The 18,011-nt window shown below is 59.6% G+C and carries 10 protein-coding genes; 2 read left to right on the forward strand and 8 right to left on the reverse strand.

What is annotated here, in order from left to right:
* Nucleotides 1-205: 205 nt before the first annotated feature.
* The gene (locus tag KW837_RS28725) at nucleotides 206-5,920 is read left to right on the forward strand and encodes a DUF5801 repeats-in-toxin domain-containing protein (RefSeq protein ID WP_256348549.1); all 5,715 of its coding nucleotides are present in this window, start codon (nucleotides 206-208) and stop codon (nucleotides 5,918-5,920) included.
* A 249-nt stretch (nucleotides 5,921-6,169) separates the two neighbouring features.
* Here the strand turns inward: KW837_RS28725 and KW837_RS07515 are convergent, their stop codons facing one another.
* The 6 genes from KW837_RS07515 to KW837_RS07540 all read right to left on the reverse strand — a co-directional run bounded on the left by KW837_RS07515 (nucleotide 6,170) and on the right by KW837_RS07540 (nucleotide 14,478).
* Nucleotides 6,170-6,886, reverse strand: a complete 717-nt coding sequence (locus KW837_RS07515; protein ID WP_218395078.1) for a LuxR C-terminal-related transcriptional regulator — start codon at nucleotides 6,884-6,886, stop codon at nucleotides 6,170-6,172.
* A gap of 538 nt (nucleotides 6,887-7,424) precedes the next feature.
* Nucleotides 7,425-8,804 (reverse strand): TolC family outer membrane protein, encoded by a 1,380-nt coding sequence (locus KW837_RS07520; protein WP_218395079.1) that lies wholly within the window; start codon nucleotides 8,802-8,804, stop codon nucleotides 7,425-7,427.
* A 2-nt stretch (nucleotides 8,805-8,806) separates the two neighbouring features.
* Nucleotides 8,807-10,120 carry an HlyD family type I secretion periplasmic adaptor subunit gene (locus KW837_RS07525; protein ID WP_218395080.1) on the reverse strand — a complete coding sequence of 438 codons (1,314 nt, stop codon included), beginning with the start codon at nucleotides 10,118-10,120 and terminating at the stop codon, nucleotides 8,807-8,809.
* Nucleotides 10,101-11,882 (reverse strand): type I secretion system permease/ATPase, encoded by a 1,782-nt coding sequence (locus KW837_RS07530; protein WP_218395081.1) that lies wholly within the window; start codon nucleotides 11,880-11,882, stop codon nucleotides 10,101-10,103. Before KW837_RS07530 ends, KW837_RS07525 begins: the two co-directional genes overlap by 20 nt.
* Before the next feature lie 394 nt (nucleotides 11,883-12,276).
* Nucleotides 12,277-13,680: an MFS transporter gene (locus KW837_RS07535; protein ID WP_218395082.1), complete on the reverse strand. Its 1,404-nt coding sequence runs from the start codon at nucleotides 13,678-13,680 to the stop codon at nucleotides 12,277-12,279.
* Nucleotides 13,681-14,214: 534 nt separating this feature from the next.
* Nucleotides 14,215-14,478, reverse strand: a complete 264-nt coding sequence (locus KW837_RS07540; protein WP_123494915.1) for a DUF2798 domain-containing protein — start codon at nucleotides 14,476-14,478, stop codon at nucleotides 14,215-14,217.
* A gap of 128 nt (nucleotides 14,479-14,606) precedes the next feature.
* On the opposite strand from KW837_RS07540, the gene KW837_RS07545 reads away from it, so the two are divergent.
* Nucleotides 14,607-15,533, forward strand: a complete 927-nt coding sequence (locus KW837_RS07545) for a LysR family transcriptional regulator (RefSeq protein ID WP_218395083.1) — start codon at nucleotides 14,607-14,609, stop codon at nucleotides 15,531-15,533.
* 19 nt (nucleotides 15,534-15,552) lie between these two features.
* Here KW837_RS07545 and KW837_RS07550 read toward each other — a convergent pair whose 3' ends face one another.
* Both KW837_RS07550 and KW837_RS07555 read right to left on the reverse strand, forming a co-directional pair.
* A complete protein-coding gene (locus tag KW837_RS07550; protein WP_218395084.1) occupies nucleotides 15,553-16,737 on the reverse strand; it encodes an MFS transporter in 1,185 nt (394 codons plus the stop codon).
* A complete protein-coding gene (locus KW837_RS07555) occupies nucleotides 16,734-17,948 on the reverse strand; it encodes a serine hydrolase (RefSeq protein WP_218395085.1) in 1,215 nt (404 codons plus the stop codon). Before KW837_RS07555 ends, KW837_RS07550 begins: the two co-directional genes overlap by 4 nt.
* Between the last annotated feature and the right edge of the window lie 63 nt (nucleotides 17,949-18,011).

The following is an 18,011-nucleotide window of genomic DNA, read 5'->3' on the forward strand; positions in this document are numbered from 1 at the left end:
CAGCGCCAGCGGCATGTCCTCATTCACAAACGGGATATTCAGTGTCACTTCTTCGTGTCCTCATCCCGTCTCCCCCTCCCAAGTAGTCTGAAACTCCCAGCCTGCTTGGGAGTATCGGTCGATGCGCAATCCCTGGCGCTTAGCCATAGTTGCGACCAAAGGTCCTCGGTCAGCCTCAATGACCGGAACTAGTCAGGAGAGAGTCATGGCTATCATTTTGAGCGGCAGCATTACGGTTGATGAGTCAGGCAACTTGCAGAATGCCACTGCCACCCCCAGCATCCCGGAAGACAGTAACGATAACGACATCACCGTTGCAGCTATCAATGGTACCGATGACACCGGCGACCTTCCCTTCGCGTTCGAGTCTCGTTTGTTCGCGCTGGGGATTTCGGGCGTCCCGGCAAACACGGCGCTGAGCGGTTATTCCGGCGCCGCCGGTAACACCGGTGCCGACCTGATAACTATCACCAATGACTACATCGATCTCGCCTTCACCGATGCCCAGGGCAAACCGCTCGGCGATCCGACCAATGCAAACGCCGGTTCGGACTGGAGCGGTCTCTATACCCTCGACGGCACGAGAATCTTCCTGTACACGGACTCCACCAACAACAACATCGTCCTCGGCCGCACGGGCAATGAGGGGGCTACCGCCGCGCCCGAGGACGACGTGGCAAATCCGAACGGCACTATCGTTTTCGCCGCCTATCTGGAAGAGACAGCAACAGGCGCCAAGGTCTGGATGGTGCAGCAGGAGCCGCTCAAGCATCCGAATACCTCCAACCCCGACGACGTGGTCGACATGACAGACCACCTCTGGGCCACCGCCAGCCAGGACGCCGCCTTCGATTTCGCCGGTTTGCCGTCCGGGGAAAATGATTTCCTGATGTTCAAAGCTGGCAGCTCGAACGTAGGACTCGTCGTCACCGGCATGGATCCGGATAGGGTTGACGCCGCTGGCAAAGACGTGGGTGACAACGTCTCCACCAGTCAGGGTGGCGGCGGCACGACCATCGGCACCAACAACCAGGCGGTCAATCCCGGTGAAGGGATGATTTTCACCTTCGTGACCGACCCGAACGCGCTCTACACCGTCCCCAACCTGACGCCAACGGAGGCAAATGTCGAAGGCAATATTGACTTCGGAGGACTCTTTGGTGCGACAGGGGCGACCTTTGTCATCGCACAGCAGACACCACCCAAGGCGTCCACGGCCAGGATCAGCGTCTATACCACGGATTTCGAGGAGACGACTGGCTATTTTGAGGGTCTCCTGGATGCGGACGACAACCTGGGCTACATCGCCAGCATCACGGTCCGCGATGCCAATGGCGATGTCATCGCCGGCCTTGATGGTGTCACCACCAACACGACGGTAGGCAACATCAGCGTGACATTCACCCTCAGCAATGGGGGCGCCGATCGCACCGCGACGATTGCCGGATTTGAATCCAACTACTCGCTCGAATACACGACCAGCGAACTGCACAACCGCGTGATGATCGAAAACATCGGCAATGCGGCTCAGAAGCTCAACTCCCCCTTCGACATCGGCGGCTTCCATTTACCCAATATCGTGGCCGTACCCCAGGAAATCGGTAGCCAGGTGAACTTCGAGGACGATGGGCCGGCCGCGACGCTGGCGACCCTCGCCGGCACCGTGGACGAAGACGGCGTAGTGGAAGGCACGGCCAACGCCGGCCCGGGCGATGGCATCGCGGGCGGCACGGGCGACGTGGCCAGTGAACCCGTAGTGGCCAGCGGCACTGTGAGCACGCTGTTCGCGTCCGGCGCGGACGAGCCGCTGAGCTATTCGCTGACGACCAATGGCCTGACGGCGCTGGGTCTGAAGAGCGGCGGCGTGACAGTGACCTATGCGGTCGCCTATGACGCGGGCACCAACACCCACACGCTGACGGCCTCGGCCGGGGCCGGGAACACGGTGTTCACGTTCAGCGTCCATGCGGCGACGGGCGCCTACACCTTCACGCTGGTCGATCAGCTCGACCATGCAAGCCTTGATGGGTTGACCGGCGACAACACCGAGAACGACCTGAGCATCGCGCTGGGCACGGCGATCAACGCCACGGACGCTGACGGCGACACCGTGACGGCAGCCGCGAACGGCCTGGTGATCACGGTTGACGACGACACGCCGATCGCGACAGTGGCGACCCTCACTGGCACGGTGGACGAAGACGGCGTAGTGGAAGGCACGGCCAACGCCGGCCCGGGTGATGGCATCGCGGGCGGTACAGACGACGTGGCCAGTGAACCCGTGGTGGCCAGCGGCACTGTGAGCACGCTGTTCCAGTCCGGCGCGGACGAGGCGCTGAGCTATTCGCTGACGACCAATGGCCTGACGGCGCTGGGTCTGAAGAGCGGCGGCGTGACAGTGACCTATGCGGTCGCCTATGACGCGGGCACCAACCTCCACACGCTGACGGCCTCGGCCGGGACCGGGAACACGGTGTTCACGTTCAGCGTCCATGGAGCGACGGGCGCCTACACCTTCACGCTGGTCGACCAGCTCGACCATGCAAGCCTTGATGGGTTGACCGGCGACAACACCGAGAACGACCTGAGCATCGCGCTAGGCACGGCGATCAACGCCACGGACTTCGATGGCGACACGGTGACGGCGGCCGCGAACGGCCTGGTGATCACGGTCGACGACGACACGCCAATCGCGACAGTGGCGACCCTCGCCGGCACGGTGGACGAAGACGGCGTAGTGGAAGGCACGGCCAACGCCGGCCCGGGCGATGGCATCGCGGGCGGCACGGACGACGTGGCCAACCAAGTAGTGGTGGCCAGCGGCACTGTGAGCACGCTGTTCCAGTCCGGCGCGGACGAGGCGCTGAGCTATTCGCTGACGACCAATGGCCTGACGGCACTGGGTCTGAAGAGCGGCGGCGTAACAGTGACCTATGCGGTCGCCTATGACGCGCTCGCGAACACCCACACGCTGACGGCCTCGGCCGGGGCCGGGAACACGGTGTTCACGTTCAGCGTCCATGGAGCGACGGGCGCCTACACCTTCACGCTGGTCGATCAGCTCGACCATGCAAGCCTCGATGGGTTGACCGGCGACAACACCGAGAACGACCTGAGCATCGCGCTGGGCACGGCGATCAACGCCACGGACTTCGATGGCGACACCGTGACGGCGGCCGCGAACGGCCTGGTGATCACGGTCGACGACGACACACCGATCGCGACAGTGGCGACCCTCACCGGCACGGTGGACGAAGACGGCGTACGCGAGGGCGCGTCCGACAACGGCCCGGGCGATGGCATCGCCGGCGGTATAGACGACGTGGCCAACCAAGTAGTGGTGGCCAGCGGCACTGTGAGCACGCTGTTCCAGTCCGGCGCGGACGAGGCGCTGAGCTATTCGCTGACGACCAATGGCCTGACAGCGCTGGGTCTGAAGAGCGGTGGCGTAACAGTGACCTATGCGGTCGCCTATGACGCGGTCGCGAACACCCACACGCTGACGGCCTCGGCCGGGGCCGGGAACACGGTGTTCACGTTCAGCGTCCATGCGGCGACGGGCGCCTACACCTTCACGCTGGTCGATCAGCTCGACCATGCAAGCCTCGATGGGTTGACCGGCGACAACACCGAGAACGACCTGAGCATCGCGCTGGGTACGGCGATCAACGCCACGGACTTCGACGGCGACTCGGTGACGGCGGCCGCGAACGGCCTGGTGATCACGGTCGACGACGACACACCGATCGCGACGCTGGCGACCCTCACCGGCACGGTGGACGAAGACGGCGTAGTGGAAGGCACGGCCGACGCCGGCCGGGGCGATGGCATCGCGGGCGGTATAGACGACGTGGCCAACCAAGTAGTGGTGGCCAGCGGCACTGTGAGCACGCTGTTCCAGTCCGGCGCGGACGAGGCGCTGAGCTATTCGCTGACGACAAATGGCCTGACGGCGCTGGGTCTGAAGAGCGCCGGGGTCACAGTGACCTATGCGGTCGCCTATGATGCGGGCACGAAGCTCCACACGCTGACGGCCTCGGCCGGGGCCGGGAACACGGTGTTCACGTTCAGCGTCCATGCGGAGTCGGGCGCCTACCTCTTCACGCTGGTCGATCAGCTCGACCATGCAAGCCTCGATGGGTTGACCGGCGACAACACCGAGAATGACCTGGGCATCGCGCTGGGCACGGCGATCAACGCCACGGACTTCGACGGCGACTCGGTGACGGCGGCCGCAAACGGCCTGGTGATCACGGTCGATGATGACTCGCCGGTCGTAACGGCCAAGTCGAACCTGGTCTATGCGAACTCCAGCAATCCGACCCCCGGTGGCACCGGCGTCTTTGCCTACGACATCGGCGCGGACGAGCGGCTGAGCTACAGCGCGACGAACGCCGACTTGTCCGTGAGCCTGACAGGCGTCTCGGTGGGAACGAACGCCATTACCAACAAGTCGGTGACCTGGTTCTCGGAGAGTGACACGAGTGCGGTGTTCAATATCGCCTTTACTTATGTGTCCAACAACCCGACTCAGGGCGCCCTCACCAACGCAACCGGGACACTGACTTTCAACAAGGTGGCCGACACTTACACGCTGAGCCTGACTGACGAGATTGAGAGCTTCAGCATCCTGAGGACATCAACCGCGCAGGGCTTTACCGGTTATGCGATCAACGGCACAACGCCGATCAACCAGCAACCGCCGGTCTCGGTGGCCAAACTGGCCGACGATTTCTTCGTGCAGTTCACTGGATTCGCCGAGGCAGGCGGTGGAACCGGAGCCGACAACATCAAAGCGGGTGGCGACAACGCCTTCACCCCCAACGAGCTGTTCTCTGCAGCGGCGTCCTGGGTGAGTGTTTCCGGGACTGCAGCAGGCGTGGCCGGTGACACGCTCCAGAAAGGCGAGGTGATGGATCTGGACTTCTTCACGGCCAATCCACTCGGGAACACCAATGCATTGCCCACAGAAACGAGCAAGGGGATTTACCTCAAGTTCGACGGCATCGGCAGCGAGGACCTGGTGATTGTGCTGAAGCTGGTCAATTCTGACGACCAACATATCACCCGGGCGATCATTGTCGATAGCCAAGACATCATCCTGAAAACCGCCTCGACTTCTGCCAATAACTTCCATCCGATTGCGAATCCCGCAGCGTACGGGATCGTGCTGGATCAGAACGACGGCGCGGTGATCATCGAGAGCAATGACTACAACTTTGGCGACGACAACTACTTGATCGAGGGCTTGCAGGTGCTGGTTTCGACCGAGGGTGTCACAGGGACCGGGTACAACCTCAACGGCAATGTCGGCGTCAACGGGGCAACAAGCATCAATGCCACGTTGACATTCGGGGACGAGGCTGGTGAGGGCGGCAAGAGCAACCCCCTGGAGACCGGCGAGGCAGGCTCATGGGACAGCGACGTCGTCAAGATCGTCGACATGGGCTTTGTGACCTCGTCGACACCGAACGCCCACCTGACCTTCGATGTGGTGGTGACGGATGCGGACGGTGATTCAACCGGCACCCAGACGCTGGACGTGACCATCGCCGGCGGCAAGACCTTCACCGGTGGGGCGGGTGTGGACACCTTCGACTTCAGCGGCCTGGATACCGATACCGATGGGGCGCTGTCCGCGGCGACAACCGTGATCTCCGGCGGCTTCGCCTCCGGCGTCGACACGCTCAACTTCACGACGGCAGGTTCTGGATCGAACTACACCGAAGTGTCGGCACCCGCTGCCAACCTGGCCGGATTCATCTCGGCCGCCGATACCGCGCTGAACGGCACGATCGACTACTACTTCGGCGTCGTTGGAGGCGACGGCTACCTGGCATTCGACGGCGACGGCAGTGGTATCACCAACATCATCCAGTTGGTCGGTGTGACCGACATCGCATTCACTGACATTGTCTAAACGCCACTGAGGGCCACGGCCTGGCTCCCACAAGGGGTCAGGCCGTTTTCATTGGACGGGGTTCAGTGCGAAGCCGCTGACGCCAGGCACATCCACGCCGCAAACAGCATCTGCTGCTGCAGCACATCAAAACTATTGGTTCAGGGTGTTTTGGGTCGGGCAGATGCTATTGCCGGGCTTGCCGGGCGCACAAGGACACGTTTGTCCCCTGCCCGATGACGGCGTGCGCCTTACCGTGGCGCGCACCAATCAGTCCGATTCCACCCAAGTGGCCTCGGGCGGTTCTTCGTTGTTAGTGAGCCCGTGCTTCTGCGCGTACATCAGCAAGTCGATACGGTTGATGAGATCAAGCTTTTGATAGATGTTGCTGAGGTGGTTGTGCACGGTGTGCTCGCTGATGCCCAAGCGCCCGGCGATGCACATGTATTTGGCGGACGGATCCCCCACGATGGCGCGAATCAGTTCCCTCTCGCGTAGCGTCAGCCGCGCCAGTTTCGCCCGCTCCGAATTGCATTTCAAGGGTATATGCCCGGTTGCGGCATAGCCGGAAAGCCCAACGGCCCAGGATCTGTTCAGTCCGATGTCGCGATGGTGGACCGTGACGATGGCGCGGATGATCGATTCCGTCGAGTCTTCTGCCATCACGATGCCGCGTGCGCCCGCTTCTATCGCCTGGGCAATAGGGATGGTTTCGTACAGGCCCTTGAGCACCAGCACTTTCATTTCGGCGCTACGGGCGAGTCCCGTGATGACCGCCAGCGGGTTCAGCGCATCCGGAAAGAAACTGAAAAAAATGACATCGGGACGCAACTGATCGGCAAGGTCCAGCGCATTGGTATAGGTGGTGGCCTGGCCGCTCACTTCCATCTGAGGCTTCCTGGCATTGATCAAGTCTTGAAGACCCATGAGAACGAGGGGACGACAATCGATCAGCATCACTCGTATTGTTTTTTTGTGGGTCGTCATATTTTCCTGACTCCCTTGAAGAATTAATGACCTCCCTCCCTTGGCCTTCCTGAATCAGCAGCTCGCTCACCTGCCCACCGTGATCGAAGGACAGATGCGAACGCCGACAGGCCTTAACGGTGCCTGCCCGGGTCTTCATTTTTTTGGGCCCCTTCCACTGGTTCGACAAGCAGGGGTTGCGGGCGTTTCCGAAAGCCGGGCAAAGCCATCGAGGCAACATAAATAGGAATAATCATCAATAGCTTGCGCATGATTGATGTGCTCCCTCGATCTGTTCAACTGAGTCTAGGCCAGACCAGCACTCTGCCAGCACACCCATCCGCCAGTCGTCGACTCACGCCTCATGCGGGTAGCCCGGCCGCTGTCAAAAACGCTCATTTATCCCTTTAAAATCAATATCTTAGGTTTGCATTGGCCGACTACGATCAAGGTCTGACCCCGATCGAAATCGTCAATTAACCGACAAATGGTTTGCACGCAGGCGTAACCGCGACATTGACGTCAATTTATCGGCGATACAGTGGGTGTTGCGGCAGGATCAGGGGGATATGAGGTTTTTGCTGGAGCTGCCGGAGCTCAACCAGCCATTAACGCTTTCGACACTTTCGGCAGGCAGCTTTCCCGCCCAACGATTGAGCGTGAGGACATTCGTGACGAATTCGTACTGTGTCTTGAGCAGATCACGACGCGCCCGGAATTCGTTGCGTACGCTGGTCAGTACATCGACGGCATTGACCATTCCGTAATCGAGCGCTTTCTCTGCGGCCACTCTGGACAGCTGTGCCGAGGCCAGGGCATTTCGGCTCGCACTGATCTTCTCTCCGCTCGAATTGGCGGTCAGGTAAGCGCTGGTGATCTCCTTGACCACCCGGCGCCGGATCGCTTCCAGTTCCTGCTCGGCGGTAATCTGATCCTGATAGAGCCCACGGACCCGCGCCGAGGTCGAGCCGCCGCTGTACAGCGGCACCTGCACGCCAATGCCGGCGACATAACTGTCGGTGCGTGGCGCCAGGGTATTGTTGTAGCCCTCGTTGGTCTGCTGCGCGCTGAGCGTAAGGCTCAGGGTCGGATAGTGCCCGCCCTTGCCGCTGCGCAAGGCTGCGCCCGCGGCTTCCACACCGCTCTCGTTGGCCTTGAGCGCCGGGTTTAGCGCTATACCCTCGCGCACCCAGGATTCCAGGCTCTGCGCTGAAACCCGCAGTTGCACGTCATCGCGAATCCGGTTGAGCTTCTCCTTGACCGGCCGGCCGACGATCTCCGCCAGTGCCTCGCGACTGATACTGGCCTGGTTCTGGGCATCCAGCTCCTGCGCTGCCAGCAAATCTACCCGGGCCTTGAGGTCGAGCTGATCAGTAATCATTGCCAGCTGCTTCTCGTACAACGCATTGACTCGGTCCAGACTCTTTTGCGTGGTTCGACGCTCCGCCCTCACCAACTCCAGTTCATCTTCGGCCGCCAACGCGGTGAAGTAACGCTGCGCCAGGTCCACTGTGGCCTCGGCCTGGGCATCCAGCGCTTGCGATTCGGATTGCCTGGCCAGGCTTTTGAATTTTTGGTAGTTCTCCCACGCGGTCTTGTTGTAGAGGTACTGACGCAGTACGAGGCTGTAATTTTCGCTATCGTAACTGCGCTGCACCAGGTCGTTCTCCTGATGAATCCGATTCGTCCCGGCGTTGAGCGATACCTGCGGGAACAGCGCACCCATAGCCTCGCGCTGATGCTCCTTACCCGCCTGCGCTTGCGCATAGGAGGCCAATACCCGCGGATCTTCCAGCCTCGACTCACGGTACAACTGCATGAGGTCGGTGGAAAATGTCGAGGCACTGACACCGGTCGGCGTGGCCGCAATGGTTTGCGCCAGAGCGGTACCCGCCGCAAGCATGAACACACCGCCCAGCAGAACTGCCGACGCGCTCATGGTCATTCCTCGATCATCGATTGAGCCATGGCATCGCGAGCAGGCTGCATCAAGTACTGCAACAACGTGCGTTGCCCGGTGATGATTAATACGTCCGCCGGCATCCCCGGCAACAGCTTGCGCTCACCCAAGGTGCGCACGCCCTCCTCGGTTACCCGCACCCGCGCCAGGTAATAGGCCGTCCCGGCCTTTTCGTTGACCAGCCGGTCAGCCGATACGCTGCTGACCTCGCCTTCGATCACCGGCGTGGTCGAGCTTTTGAACGCGCCGAAACGGATATCGGCCCGCTTGCCGATGCCGATACGATCAATATCCACCGGCGCCACCTGGGCCTCTATGACCAGCTCGGAAACCGATGGAACGATATCCAGCAGCGGCGTCGCCGGGCTTACCACACCACCGATGGTGTGCACGGTCATGCCAATCACCATGCCCGCGTCGGGTGCGCGGATGACAATACGACTGAGCCGGTCTTCCAGGGACGAGGTTTTCTCTTGCAGGTCGTACATCCGGGTCTGTACCTCGGCCAGCTCCTTGACCACCTCAGTATTGAAATCCTTGTCAATTTGCAGAATCTGCAACTGTGTTTCGTTGATCTGTAGACGGGTCTTGTTAATAGCGGAACGGTGATCAGCCACCTCCGACCTGAGCATCCCCAGCTTGCGTTCCTGATCGAGCAGACGTTGTTTGTCAACGAACCCTTGCTTGAGCAGGTCGGTCAATTCAACGATTTCACCGCTGTAGGATTTCTCCAGATGAACCTTGGCAGCAATCATCGATTCCAGTCCTTTGATCTGTTGACTCAACTGGCCAATGCGTTCGCGCAACACCGAGATCTGACCCAGCCGCGAGCCCTGCCGGGCGTTGAATACCTGAGTCTCGCCCTGACGCGCCTCCACTCCGCGCAGACTGTCCGGATCGGCTATCTCCCCAAAGCTGATCGCCGACAGTGTGTCGCGTTCGGCCCTGAGTCTTGCCTCCATGGCTCTTGTCGCGACCAACTGGCCTCGGCTTATCTCGTATTCGAAGCGCAACTGGGCATCATCAAGAATGATCAGCGGATCACCGCGCTTGACGATGTCACCGTCATGGACCAGTACCTCTTTGACGATGCCACCTTCAGGATGCTGGACCGTTTTGCGGTAAGTCTGCACGGTGACCACCCCCGGCGCGAAAGCGGCACCGTCCAGGGGCGCGAGCGCCGCCCAGGTGCCAAACAGGCCGAAGGTCACCCCTACAATACCAATGCCCAGGCGGCGTGCTTTACGATCAGATATCGGCAGGCCGGCGAAGCTTTCAATTTGACGACTGGGCATCGTAGGGTTCATCGGCATCGCCCTTGCTGGTTTTGACCGAAGCCATGGTGGCGCCTGCCGACATGGCGTGCTTTTGTGCCTGCTGTTTCTGCGCGAGTTCGGCGAGCACTTGCTCGCGTGGTCCATAAAGACTGATAGCCCCTGCGTTCATCACCATGAGCCGGTCCAGTTGCGACACGATGTTGGTTCGGTGGGTAATGACAAACAGGGTCGCGCCGCTCTGCTTGATCTGCTGGATGGCTGCCACCAGGGCGCGATCGCCGACTTCGTCAAGATTGGAATTGGGCTCGTCGAGAATAATCAGTCGCGGGTCGCCATACAGGGCGCGGGCCAGTCCGATGCGCTGGCGCTGCCCTCCCGACAGCGTGAGGCCTTCACTGCCAATGACCGTGTCGTAGCCATCGGGCAATTGCAAAATCATTTCGTGAACGCCAGCGGTCCTGGCAGCCTGAATGACTTTTACCGAGTCGACCTCGGCGAAGCGGGCAATGTTCTCGCTGATGCTGCCTTCGAACAGCTCAATGTCCTGGGGCAAGTAACCTATATACGGTCCAAGTTCATCTTTATCCCACGCGCTGATGTCCGCGCCATCGAGCCGGACCACGCCTTGCAGCGGTGCCCATACCCCCATCAATGCCCTGGCCAGGGTCGATTTGCCCGCGGCACTGGGACCGATGATGCCGACAACGCAGCCGGCAGGTACGCTGAAACTCATGTTGTTGATGATCGGGGTTCTCGAACCAGGTGCCGATACGACCAGATTCTCCACCTGCACGTGACCCTGAGGCGCAGGCAATGACATACGCTCGGGCTGGGCCTGTTGTTTGTCGAGGATGTCGTTGAGACGACCGTATTGCGAGCGAGCCGCAATAAAGCCCCTCCAACTGCCGATGATCAGATCGATGGGGGCCAATGCACGCCCTAGCAGCACGGCCCCGGCAAACACCAGGCCTGCCCCCACTTGATGGTCCACGGCCAGGTAGGCCCCCAGGCCAAGGATCAGTGATTGCACCAGGATCCGGAAGGTCTTGGAAAGCGTGCTGATTATGGCACCTCTGTCGCTCGCCTGGGCCTGCAGCAACAGGACGTTTCTTTGACGATGCCCCCAACGGTCCATCAGGGTTTCAAGCATGCCCATGGACTCGATGACTTCAGCGTTGCGCAGATTTTTTGTGGTGTAGAGCGTCGCGCCGATATGTTCCTTGTTCGCCTGGGCCAGCGTCGGCCCCGTCAGCCTCTCATTGATAAACGCGAGCATTAACAACAGCAGCGCACTGCCCGTCGCTACCCAGCCAAACCAAGGGTGAAACATGAACATCACGGCGATGTAGATAGGCAACCAGGGCGCATCGAAAAAGGCGAACAACCCATTACCGGAGAGAAACTGTCTCAAACCCGTCAGGTCGTTGAGCGACTGGGCCGAGGCATCCATACCACCGCTGTCCAGCGCCCGCTTGAAACTGGCCTTATAGACCTGGCGACTCAGCAACACATCCAGTCGGGTACTGACCCGAACCATGATGCGCGAACGGATCCATTCCAGGGAGCCGAGCGTGATGATCAGCCCGGTCATGATCAGCGTCAGCATTGCCAGGGTTGTCAGGCTTCCGCTGGTCATCACTCGCCCATACACCTGAAGCATATAGAAGGTGGGAACGAGCATGAGCGCGTTGATGAAAAGGCTGAAAAAACCAACAGAAATAAAGCTGTCTCTACAGGCTTTCAACGCATTTTTCAGGCTGTTTTCAGGTGTGCTCCGCATTGAAACCCCTGCTCGCAAAAACCATCTTCTGGAGCTTAGATCATGCCGAACGACTGTGTGCAGCAAATGGCCGGATCGCCTCCTCCCCCACAACGACCCGGCAGTGAGGGGCGCAAGCGATCGGCGACGAAGCCAGGATGCTCTATAACGTGCTGTCGCCCTTATCACGGGCTGGAGAGAGGTTTCTGGTGCAGGTTATTGGCCAAATAGCGGATTGCCAGGCAGGCGCGTCGTGCGCCTTCCTTCGCTTATGGCAATCCGATAGTCGGCACCGACAGGCCGGACTTCGTCGACCACATGGGTGGCGGAGGCTCAGAGGAAGGCGGTCAAGTCACGCACTGCGACAAAATGCGTCGCAGTGCGTAGCCCTCGCTGGCTGACGGGTGCCAGCCGTTTACAGATCGGTGATTTCCTTATGGCGTGGTACCAGCGCCTTCATGACGCTCCATGCCACCAGATAGGCCAACGCACAAATGGCAAACATGATCATGTAGCCGGTATGAATATCGCCGATCAGTTTGTAGTGATCGATCACCCAACCGCCGATCTTGGTCATCACTACGCCGCCCAAGCCACCTGCCAAACCGCCGATACCGACCACCGAAGCGATGGATTTTTGCGGAAACATGTCAGACACCGTGGTGAAAATGTTGCACGACCATGCCTGGTGCGCCGACGCGCCCACGCCAATCAGCAGCACCGGCACCCAGAAACTGATGTAACCCAATGGCTGCGCCAGTAACACCAGCAACGGAAAGAATGCGATTACCAGCATGGCTTTCATGCGACCGTCATACGGCGCGTCACCGCGTGACATGAAATAGCTGGGGAACCAGCCGCCGCCGATACTGCCGATCATGGTCATGCTGTACAGCACGGCCAGCGGCATCACGATGGCCTGGCCTTTCATGCCGTATTGCGCCGACAAATAGGTGGGAAGCCAAAACAGGAAGAACCACCACACGCCGTCGGTCATGAATTTACCGAAAGCAAAAGCCCACGTCTGGCGGTAGGTCAGCAATTTGAACCAGGATACTTTTTTGTCGGCAACACCCGGTACCGGGCGAGTAACCGCCTGAACGACCTGGTCGCTGCGGATGTAGGCCAGTTCCTGCGCCGAGAGGCGTTTTTGCTGCTCCGGCTTCTCGTACAGCGCAATCCATACGCCCACCCAAACGAAGCCCAACATACCGATCACGATGAAAGCCGCTTCCCAGCCCCACAGACTGGCGATCAGCGGCACGCAGATCGGTGCCAGGATCGCGCCCACATTGGCACCGGAATTGAAAATGCCGGTGGCGAAGGAACGCTCTTTCTTCGGAAAGTATTCTGCGGTGGCCTTGATTGCGATCGGGAAGTTGCCCGCTTCGCCTATCGCCAGCACGGCGCGCGACACCATGAAGCCTGCGATCGAAACCGGAATCATGGCAATGCCGAGCGCACTGCTCACGGCACCTATCCCCTCACCCATCGGTACCGCAAAGGCGTGCATGATCGCGCCGGTCGACCAGATGCAGATCGCTACCACATAGGCGGTCTTGGTGCCGATCTTGTCGACCACGCGACCGGCGAACAGCATGGAAATCGCGTACACAAACTGGAAAACAGAGGCGATGTTGGCGTAATCGCTATTGCTCCAGCCAAACTGCGTCGATAGATCCGGCGCCAACAGGCTCAATACCTGGCGGTCGAGGTAATTGACGGTAGTGGCAAAAAACAACAGCGCGCAGATAGTCCAGCGATAGTTGCCGACGGCTTGGCCGATTCGCTGAGCATTGATGGGCTCGTTCAGATTCATGGCATCACTTTATTGTTGGATTAGGGTGATGAAGTCTCGGTTTTAAGCGAGATCAATGGGTCGTAGAGCATCGCCACAACGCGATGGGGCCGCGCCAAGGCCATTCAGACTCCTGGGTGTTTGCGATTAACTTGAGTAATCATCAGGTGCAACGATGCGCATGTAATCGGAGTGCTGCGCGCAGATGCCGGCAGCCAGGATTGCATCTTTGGAAGGGGCGTTTAGGGAGGTGGGAAAACAGGCTGAGTTCATGATGGGGGCCGACACTTTTTTTATTGTTAAGGGTTGAGCAGCCGATTAATCGTCTGTCGTCGTACAACTGTGCTTTTTATATCGATACCCCTACCCCGCTGTCAATCTGAAAAATGGCCGTCTGTCTCAAGGAGACACCGGCCAATATCAGGATTAAATCAAGAGAACCAGGGAAACGCTGGCCGATGGACCTTCAATTTCCCGGTATGACGGCAAGGTACCGGGTTCAACCATAGTCATACGATCACTTGCGCTCCACCTCCTTATGGCAGTGACTTTCCCTCAGTGGCCCTGCACGGTCCACGCCACAAGTCGGGCAACCAATGGGCGCACGACGAGCACGCAGATGAATGCCGAAGGCATTGCCACCCGGTACGCATTCATCACATTTTCCATGTAATGTTCACCTATTCCGAATTCCGCTAGGGTGATGACGAGACACATGAGAAACGCCATGATCGTTGCCATGTAAAGAGCAAAGACGTAAGGCGTGGCATGTTTAGGCAAGCGAAAACGCACGGTATTTTTAGCTGTTCTATCGGACATCGATTTAAGCCTTGTCAATCTTGAGTGGCGAAAGAGCGGCTAACCTAGCAAGCTGCCAAACGCACCGGTAGACGCGTTGCGCTTGAATCTTTCTTAAGCAAAATCAACGAATCGAGCATGAGGGCCCGATGGATATTCTTGGTTTGATCAATACCTATATCCGTGTGGTAGAAAACGGCAGCATCGCGGCGGCGGCCCGTGCCCAAGGCATGAGCGCCGCAGCGGTCAGCCAGAGCATCACGCGACTCGAAGCCCACTTGGGCGTGCGCCTGCTCTCTCGTACAACCCGAAGAATGGCGCTCACCGAAAGCGGCACTCGCTATTTCGAGAAAGTGCGCCACATCCCGGGCGATATCGATCTCGCCTCGCAAGCTGCCACGGTCGCCACCAAACCGCAGGGGCCGCTTTGCATCGCCACCACCGCGGCATTTGGTCGGCATGTACTCGCGCCATTAATGCCCGCGTTCAAGGACGCCTATCCGCGCATCGACATCGAACTGATCAATACGGATCGCAGCGTTGATCATCGGCTGGAGGGCGTCGACGTCAGTATCCGCATCGAAGCGCAACTGAACGATCAGCTCATTGTCCGGCATATCGCTTCGTTTCCTTTCGTATTCTGCGCGGCGCCCGCGTATCTCGACCGCGCGGGCATACCGACAACACCTGAGGAGCTGAAGCAACACACTTGCCTTGTCTTTCGCTATCCAACGGATGGTCGTTTTCTGCCCTGGACCTTTGTACTCAACGGCAGCCGCTTCGAGGCCAAAGTCAACCCGGGCTTCATCTGCGATGACATCGATACTATCGCGCAGATTGCTGTAAACAGCGGCGGGATCGCACGTCTGGCGAGCTTTATCGCTCAACCATTGATCGACAACGGCCGCCTTCTACCGTTGTTCGAGCCGGGCAGTCGCAACGCAGCTTGCGCGGAGCCTGAGCCGATGCACATCTATGCCTGCGTCACCGAGCGATCGGCTTTGAATGCAAAGGTGCGCGCGTTCATCGATTTTCTTGAACGAGCGATGCAAAGCCAATCGCATGTTCTCGCCTGAGCCGCACGACGAGTTCAACTCAATCCGCGGCGATCTGCGCGCCTTCCTTGCGCGGCTCGGCACTGAAAAACAGGACTTTAACCACGATGACCAACACGGCCAGCGCGGCAAATAACAAACCGCTGTATAGGGTGCCCTGCAAGCCCATGCGTGCCAGGAACCACCCACCCGTAGTTGATCCAATGGTCACCCCAAGGTTGATGAACGAGATATAAATGCCGGTGGCGAATTCGGGCGCTTCCGGCGCTTCGGAGGTCAGCCATATCTGCGTGACGATCAGCCCGCTGGTATGGGTCGCGCCCCAGATCACCGCGATAACCAGCATGGTCATCAGGGACGGGCCGGCGAACAGGTACAACAGCCCATAGGCACTGGCCAGCAGGATCGGGTGCAAGAGGGTTGTCCGAACCATGTTCCGCCCGATCAGCTTGCCGGCATACAAATTGCCCGCGACGCCGCCAATACCGAAAACCACCAGCAGGATGCTGATCATCTGCGCGCTCATGCCCGCTTCCTTGGCCAGATACTCGGCTGAGTAGCTGTAGACGGAAAACATCGCGGCAAAAATCAGCGTCGAGGCGGTGATGTTCAGCCAGAGCGGGAACTTGCGCAGAATGGCCAGTTGCTCTTTATAGGAAACCCGCTGTTTGTCGGGCGCGTCCGGCAGCTTGGCAATGATCCCCAGACCGGCAATGCAGTTGACCACGGCGCAGAACAGAAACGACGCTTCATAGGAAAACTGCGCCGCGATCAGCGTCGTCAACGGCACCCCCAACACCATGCCCATGCTGGTGCCGACAAAAGCCTTGGCGGCGGCGCGGGTCGACTCCTGCGGTGGGTACAGCGAAACGGCAGCGACAAAGGCCAGGGAAAAGTACACGGGGTGAAACAACGCAGGGATGATCCGCAGCACCATCAGCGATTCAAAGTTGGGTGCGTAGGCCGATAGCACGCTGGTGCCGGCAAAAATGAACAATGCAATCGTCAGGATCTTCTTGCGATTGAAGCGCGACAGCAGCAAGACCATAACCGGGCCGAAGACCGCAATGATCAGCGCAAACAGCCCCACCAACAGGCCGGCCTGGGACGCACTGATCGCGAAGCGCTCGATGATCACCGGAAGAATTCCGACCACGCCAAACTCAATGGTGTAAACGCCAAACAGACCTAGAGCGAGAAAGTAGATCGGATGGAGCATTTTCATGAGTCTGACTCCAGCGTGACCACGACTTTGTTGCGGTCACTGTTATTCGCCCCATAAACGGCGTTGCACAGGTCGACGGTAAATTGTCCGAACATGCCTTCGAAGGCGGTATTGGTGAAGGCAACGACCGTCAATTGCTCGGCCGGGTCGACAAACCAGGAGTGTCCATAGGCACCGCCCAATCGCCAGCTGCCCACCGACTCGGCCGTCTGGGCGGCGGCCGGGTCCTTGAGCACGGTAAAGCCCAGACCGAAGCCGCGACCGGGCCAGTTTTCCAGTTCGAGCTCGCCGGTCTGGTTGGTGGCCAATTCTTCCACCAGCGCTTCAGGCAACAACGGCGCCCCGCCTTTGCGCAGGGTTTCGAGCAACTGGAGGAACTCACCGGCACTGCCGATCAATCCCGAACCACCGGAGTTAAAAGCCTGTGGGTCGAGGGCCCGGCTCGGCTCCAGCTTGATGCCGGCGGTGCCTTCGAAAACCGGCACCACTTCCAGCTCTTTCATGCGCCGCGGCTGTGGCTGATCGTTCAGGTACGCCGGGCTCAGGCGGCTGGCGTCGGACACGCTGAAACCGATATCGCGCAAACCCAGTGGCTTGGCGATCAGCGCGTCGATTGCGGCGGCCAGCGAGGTGCCAGTGACCGCAGCAATCACGCCGCCCAAGACATCGGTCGCAATCGAATAACCCCACGAACTGCCCGGTTTGTACAACAAGGGCGCGTGGCTCAGACGACGCAGATTTTCTTCTAGCGTCAGGTTGCTGCGCTCCATGCCATCGGACACACCGGCGTCACGATAAGGACCACCCTGATCGCTTTCCAGAAAACCATACGTGAAGCCGGCGGTATGGCTCAGCAATTGACGCACCGTGATCGTCGCTGGCTGGCCGTCGCTCAGGGTCGGCTTGAAGTAAGGCAGCCAGCGGCTGATGTCGTCATCCAGGTTGAGTTTGCCCTGGCCGATCAGCGCCAGTGCCGCCACCGAAACGATTGGCTTGGATACCGAAGACAGCCGAAACAAGGCATCCTCGCGCATCGGTAACTGCGTCTCGCGGTCGGCCAACCCTGCCGCGCGCTGGTAAATGAGCTTGCCGCGGTGAGCCACCAGCACCACTGCGCCTACCAGGCGCTGATCGTGCAAGGTCTGCTCCAGCACCGCGTCGATGCGCGAGCGTAGAGACTGTGATGGGCGGAGCGGTTCGTTGACTGACATTGGCGGGCCTGAATAGTTGGAAGAATGACTCGATGTCTCGAGGATAGAGGGGGCCGTTGTCAG

The sequence above is a fragment of the Pseudomonas sp. PDM24 genome (assembly GCF_019218905.1).
Classification (GTDB): Bacteria; Pseudomonadota; Gammaproteobacteria; order Pseudomonadales; family Pseudomonadaceae; genus Aquipseudomonas.

Excerpts from the sequence above, each read along its gene's own strand:
- KW837_RS28725 (WP_256348549.1), top strand. The coding sequence starts at position 206 with ATGGCTATCATTTTGAGCGGCAGCATTACGGTTGATGAGTCAGGCAAC.
- KW837_RS07515 (WP_218395078.1), bottom strand. The coding sequence starts at position 6,886 with ATGACGACCCACAAAAAAACAATACGAGTGATGCTGATCGATTGTCGT.
- KW837_RS07520 (WP_218395079.1), bottom strand. The coding sequence starts at position 8,804 with ATGAGCGCGTCGGCAGTTCTGCTGGGCGGTGTGTTCATGCTTGCGGCG.
- KW837_RS07525 (WP_218395080.1), bottom strand. The coding sequence starts at position 10,120 with ATGCCCAGTCGTCAAATTGAAAGCTTCGCCGGCCTGCCGATATCTGAT.
- KW837_RS07530 (WP_218395081.1), bottom strand. The coding sequence starts at position 11,882 with ATGCGGAGCACACCTGAAAACAGCCTGAAAAATGCGTTGAAAGCCTGT.
- KW837_RS07535 (WP_218395082.1), bottom strand. The coding sequence starts at position 13,680 with ATGAATCTGAACGAGCCCATCAATGCTCAGCGAATCGGCCAAGCCGTC.
- KW837_RS07540 (WP_123494915.1), bottom strand. The coding sequence starts at position 14,478 with ATGTCCGATAGAACAGCTAAAAATACCGTGCGTTTTCGCTTGCCTAAA.
- KW837_RS07545 (WP_218395083.1), top strand. The coding sequence starts at position 14,607 with ATGGATATTCTTGGTTTGATCAATACCTATATCCGTGTGGTAGAAAAC.
- KW837_RS07550 (WP_218395084.1), bottom strand. The coding sequence starts at position 16,737 with ATGAAAATGCTCCATCCGATCTACTTTCTCGCTCTAGGTCTGTTTGGC.
- KW837_RS07555 (WP_218395085.1), bottom strand. The coding sequence starts at position 17,948 with ATGTCAGTCAACGAACCGCTCCGCCCATCACAGTCTCTACGCTCGCGC.